4 protein-coding genes are annotated in these 5,768 nt (G+C 46.6%); 3 read left to right on the top strand and 1 reads right to left on the bottom strand.

Translation table 11 applies throughout. The features are described 5' to 3' along the window. Position 1: 1 nt before the first annotated feature. Genes E0D98_RS20845 through E0D98_RS20835 form a run of 3 tightly spaced genes read left to right on the top strand, consistent with a single transcriptional unit; the run spans position 2 to position 5,380 of the window. Positions 2 to 211, top strand: a complete 210-nt coding sequence (locus E0D98_RS20845; protein WP_131890948.1) for a PapB/FocB family fimbrial expression transcriptional regulator — start codon at positions 2 to 4, stop codon at positions 209 to 211. Positions 212 to 232: 21 nt separating this feature from the next. After that, positions 233 to 4,552 (top strand): YadA-like family protein, encoded by a 4,320-nt coding sequence (locus tag E0D98_RS20840; protein ID WP_050877273.1) that lies wholly within the window; start codon positions 233 to 235, stop codon positions 4,550 to 4,552. 24 nt (positions 4,553 to 4,576) lie between these two features. Further along, on the top strand, positions 4,577 to 5,380 hold the full coding sequence (locus E0D98_RS20835; RefSeq protein WP_050877274.1) for an OmpA family protein: 804 nt from the start codon (positions 4,577 to 4,579) through the stop codon (positions 5,378 to 5,380). 200 nt (positions 5,381 to 5,580) lie between these two features. On the opposite strand, the gene E0D98_RS27570 is transcribed toward E0D98_RS20835, so the two are convergent. After that, positions 5,581 to 5,768: hypothetical protein (locus E0D98_RS27570; protein ID WP_131890919.1), on the bottom strand; the 188-nt coding region annotated here is incomplete at its 5' end.

Genomic DNA, 5,768 nt, shown 5'->3' with positions numbered 1-5,768 from the left:
TATGGATGAGGAGCATTTTTTATTGTTGATGGATATATCGCCAATATGTAGCAAAAAAGTGTTTGAGTCTTTAAGAGCCTATTTGGTTGATGGATGTTCAAGAAAATTCATTTGTGAGAATTACAATATGAATAATGGGTATTTTACTGTAAGCCTGAATAGATTAAATAAAATACACCAGTGTATTGTGCAGTTAAAGAAATATTATTAATAGAATTGAGAGTAAGAGACAATGAACTTTAAACGATCCAAAGTCTGCCTTGCCGTTTTACTATCACTCAGTCCGGTTATAATGCCATTTGCCAGTGCACAACAAAATGCTGATGTGATTGAAGTTGATGAGACTGAAACAGCGGATGGGCATGGCGATAACTGGAAAAGTATTGAAATAGGTACTACTAAATTCACGGCAAAAGATGATGCAGCAGGGATTTTTTTCGACCATAAATCACCGGAGGCCGCGGGGCGTAGTTCGATAGCCATTGGTACAAGTGCTGAAGCTGGTTTGGAGATGACGGACTTTAAAACAGGTGAAGCAATTGCTATTGGGCCAAAAGCTAAAGCAACGAAAGAACAGTCAATTGCAATTGGTGGAGACACAAAGGCCACAGGCTGGGGGAGTATTGTTATTGGTGGGGATGATTTAACTCCTTTACATGGGCGAACTTATGGAGAGAAAACTATTGAAGAAGGATATAAATCATCAGAAGCTAAAGGTGAAGGAAGTATTGTTATTGGCTCACGAAGTGTCGCGGAACAGCCTCTATCAGTAGCTGTAGGGGCAATATCAAGTTCAACGGGGATGGCGTCAACATCTGTTGGTGCCACTTCTGAGGCTACTGGTAACATGTCCATTGCTGCTGGTTTTAATTCGCAAGCGTTAGCAGAAAGTGCTCTAGCTGTTGGGGCGTTCGCAAAAGCAAAGCAAGTTAATTCTATCGCGATTGGTGATAGAGCTTCTGTAAATAATAAATCGGCCATTGCTTTGGGAAACGGGGCTGTTGTATCTAATGGTGATAACAATATATCAATAGGTTCTGGTTCTCATGATCGTGCTGTAAAAAAAATAGATAGCGCAGTCATTCCGGCTAACACTGGTAACAGTGTTACCTATTCGGGGTTTGCTGGAAACAATCCATCCTCAGTTCTATCTGTCGGACATTTAGGTCATGAGCGACAAATTATTAATGTGGGGGCGGGTGAGATTTCTGACACAAGTACAGATGCCATTAACGGTAGTCAGTTATATGCGATAGCGAAGACACTGAAAGATGATCTTGATGCCATTAATCCGACGTGGATGCTAAAGGATGAAAAAGGAGGTAGTGCCACCATTAATAGTGGGAATGGGGCTGGTGATAACTCTGTAACAGTCAAAGGCAGCGGTAATATAGATGTTACTGTAGACAAAAATGGAATGACGATTGACGGAACAACGCTGCAAGATAACATTAAAAAAGATGCCATCAAAATTAAAGGTGGAGATGGTAAGACACTGACGAAGAATCTTGGTGACGATGTCGAAATCACTGGCAAAGGCCCAATAAAAACCCAGGTGGCTGGAGATAAACTGGAGATTTCAGCAGAGACAGGCAGTTTTACGTCTGATGGAAATGGTGGTAACGGGAAGATTACAGTAAACAATGGTGATGACAATAAACTTGTTACTGCGAAAAACATTGCTGAAGCCATAAACCAGTCTGGCTGGAAAATTAAAGCGGATAAAGATACCGGTGGTGTTATCGAGGGAAATGGTCAGGGAACAGAAACACTGATAAAACCCGGTGATATGGTTACGCTGAAAGCCGGTAAAAATCTCAGCGTGAAACAAAATGGAGGTGAATTTACTTTCTCTACTGTTGATACCCCATCATTTAGCTCTGTTCAACTGAATGGGAAAGGGCAAAACGGGAGTGTAACACTGTCATCCGAAGGTAATAAACTGACACTCTCTGATGGTAATGGTGCCGGACAAAATGGTGTTGTTATCAGTGGTGTGGCAAGTGGATTGAATAATAAGAACCTGGCAGGCCTGAAAGCAGGCGATGCGGAAATGAAAAATGCCGCCAGTGTGGCAGACCTGAAAACGGCAATTGATGGTGTGTCCACCAGTATGCAGGGTGCAGGTTTCGCACTGAAAGACTCTGGTGATAAGGAAGTGAAACAGTCTCTTGGGCAGGCGATTAAAGTATCCGGGGATAACAATATCACCACCACAGCCATCACCAATGGAGATAAGGGGTTAAAAATATCCCTGAATAACGACCTGAGCGTGGGGAGCAATAAGGCTCCCGGCAGCATCAAAGTTTACGGGACTGATGGTAAGGAGGCTGTGAGTCTGAATGGTCAGGATGGCACGATTAAACTGACATCCACGCCTGCTGCGAACGGAAAGTCTGCGTCAGCAACCATTGCTGTTAATGCAGGCAAAGGTGGATTAACAGATGCTACCGGTACCACGAAGACACGTCTGACTTATACCCCGGATGGAAAATCACCGGCAGAAGAGCTGGCGACCATGAATGACGGTCTTTCTTTTGAGGGTGATGACGGAAAGGTTATTCATAAAAAACTGAATGAAAAACTGACCATCAAAGGTGGTGCAGAGAAGAATGCTGAAGTGACAGACGGCAATATCCGAGTTGATAATGATAATGGCGGGCTTCTGGTGAGGATGACCAGAAACCTCCGTGATTTGGCCAGCGCGGTTTTTGGTACAGAAAACGGCCCGACAACCCGGATTGACAATGCAGGCATCACAATCACAACACCTGCTGCGGGCGGTGGTCAGGGGAAAACTGTTTCCCTTACCGAATCCGGCCTGAATAACGGTGGAAATCAGATAACCAATGTGGCCAGTGGTCTGAACGGCACGGCGCTTGCTGACGCAGGTGGAGATGTTCTGAATAATGCGGCCAATATCGGTGACCTGAAAAATGCTCTCCGTGACAGCAGTGCGGCACTGGTGAATACCGGCTTTGGTCTGCAGGCGGATGATGGAAGCAAGGTGAACACGTCTCTCGGGAAACATATCACGGTTGGTGGTGACGGGCAGAATATCAGCACGACTGTTCAGAACGGGAGCCTGACGGTCAGACTCGCTGATAACATTCGCCTGGCAGATGACGGTAGTGTTTCTGTTGGCGGAACCCGGATGGATAAAAATGGACTGACCATCAAGGATGGCCCGTCAGTGACGGTGGACGGTATTGATGCTGCTGGCCGGGTTATTTCCGGCGTGAAAGACGGGGTAAATGACCAGGACGCCGTTAACGTTTCACAACTTAACCGTGAAATCAGTCAGGCAACTGCAGCAACGACCTGGGCACTGAAGACTGAATCCGGTGATGAGGCTGTTGCTGTTTCCTCCCAGACGGTTGAAGTCCGTCACGGACAGAATACCCGGGTTTCAGCCATCAGTAAGGATGATAAGGGAAATTACAGCTATGAAATTGATGTAACGGGGATTCCGGTGGAGTATACCGACAGCCAGGGGAACCCGCTTGTCAATATTGGAGGTCGTTTTTACACACAGACCGAAGATGCTGCGACCGGGAAACTGACAATGACGCCGGCTGAGCCGGCCCGTGTCAGAATAAGCAGTGAGCAGCCTCTTGTTCTGACAAATGTGGCGGCCGGAAATGTGTCACCGGTATCCACGGATGCGGTTAACGGGAGCCAGATGGCATCTGCAGCCAGAATTGCTGGCGGTGATAATGTTGTCTGGAAAGACGGAAAAGCAGCGCTGGCTCCTGACACCTTTAGTGAGCTGACAACTGCAGGCGGCGGGAAGACAACGGTGAATGGTGGTGTACATAAAACACCGGATAATGTGGCTGATGCGGTGAATATGCTGAACCGTGAAGGCACGAAGTATTTTAAAGCAGCCTCTTCCGGTCTGGCAGCAAAAGCGGAAGGACGTGACAGCATTGCTGTCGGGCAGGGGGCCGTTTCCCGGGGACAAAACAGCATTGCCATGGGTAATGGTGCTGAAGTCACGCGTCAGGCTGCTGCCGGCTCTGTTGCAATTGGCAGCCATGCCCGTGCTGGCCGCGCGAATACCGGGACTTATGCCTTGAACGGTCAGGCTGTTGCGGGACGTACCGGAAGTGATACTGCGGTGGTTTCTTTTGGTCAGCCGGGACAGGAGCGTCAACTGCAGTCAGTGGCACCAGGTGTGTTGTCTGCGAACTCAACGGATGCCGTCAATGGCAGTCAGTTGCATGCAACTAACCGTCAGGTTGCCGGAAATACACAGGCGATAAACACTCTCGGGAATAAATTCAGCCAGCTGAGTTACCGGGTGGAAGAGCTTAACCGGGATATCCGTGGTGTTGGTGCATCGGCTGCGGCCATGAGCGGGATTCCTCAGGCCTATCTGCCGGGTAAAAGTCTGATGGGGCTGGGTGTCGGTGGATATGGTGGTGAAAGCGCCATTGCAATAGGTGTGTCCCGTATCTCCGATAACGGTAAGGTGATAATGAAACTGAATGCAGGTCAGAACACCCGGGGTAATTTCTCCGTCGGTGCCGGTGTGGGCTGGCAGTGGTAACAGGGAAAAACAAGGAGAAATGTAATGTTATTTAGTCGAATGATGATGACGGGTGTGCTGTCCCTGATGCTTGCAGGATGTGGAAATCTGAGTCATGTCACGGATGAAGGAACGACGGAAGAAGTTGTATGGCCTTCTCCGGAGAAGGTGATGTTTAATCATGACGGAACACAGAAAGGTTCGTGGCCACTACCAGAAAAGTTACGTCAGATAAAGGCGGGTATGAATAAGGACCAGATTTATCAGCTGGCAGGGAGACCACACTTTGCTGAAGGGATGTTTGGTGTAAGGGAATGGGATTACCTGTTCAACTTTACCGGACCGGAGGGGGATTATACCTGCCAGTACAAGATACTGTTTGACCGGAACATGGATGCCCGCTCTTTCTACTGGAAGCCAGAAAATTGTATGTCAGGTATATCAAGCGATACTTCTGGTGAGAACACAGTAAAAGAGGATTCAGTCTCTCATAAAGAAACTCTGTCGGGGGACGTATTATTTAACTTTGACTCGTGGCGGTTGACGGATAAAGCTAATGATGAACTGGAGAGAATTGCCACAAAGTTCAGTCAGGTTGATGATGTAAGAATTGAGGGGTTTACGGATCCTCTTGGAAGTAAGGAGTATAATCGTATACTGTCAGAAAAACGTGCAGAGTCTGTCAAGGAATGGTTTATAAGCCGAGGGTTTAAGGCCGAAAGGATACAAGCAACAGGCCGGGGGGCTGATGCACCAGTAGCATTATGCCCTGGTATGGTGGGGGATGGACTGAAGGAGTGTCTGCGCCCCAACCGTAGGGTTGAAATAACTGGACAGATTGTTCGTTAATATTTTTGTAGCCCCGGAATATCCGGGGCTTTTTTAGTAAGAAGAGAGGTTTGCTTTGCTGTGTAAGTTTGGATTTTGTGTTTGCAGGGTAAACAAAACAGATTAACTCGTCATTTCGGTAACTGAAATTGTTTGCTGTTTACAATCTCTTTAATAAGGCATTTGTCGCGTGGCTATTCATATGAAAATCATACGTTATCCTACAAATCAATCATCTGAGTGTTATAATACAACTTAGCTGTGATATGTGTAAGAATGCTTAGGTAATATATTATTATCGCTAATATTATTTTGGTTGGGAGGGATTCTCCTTGCGGTAGCTTTTTGTTTTTAGATGCTTCTTGCTTAAAAGGATATAATTTCTGTTCTTTTATATAGAGTTCTTTAC

The organism is Escherichia sp. KCJ4928 (assembly GCF_004352695.1).
Lineage (GTDB): Bacteria > Pseudomonadota > Gammaproteobacteria > Enterobacterales > Enterobacteriaceae > ECMA0423.
Note: the sequence above shows the minus strand (reverse complement) of the source record. Positions and strands in the feature narration are given on the sequence as shown.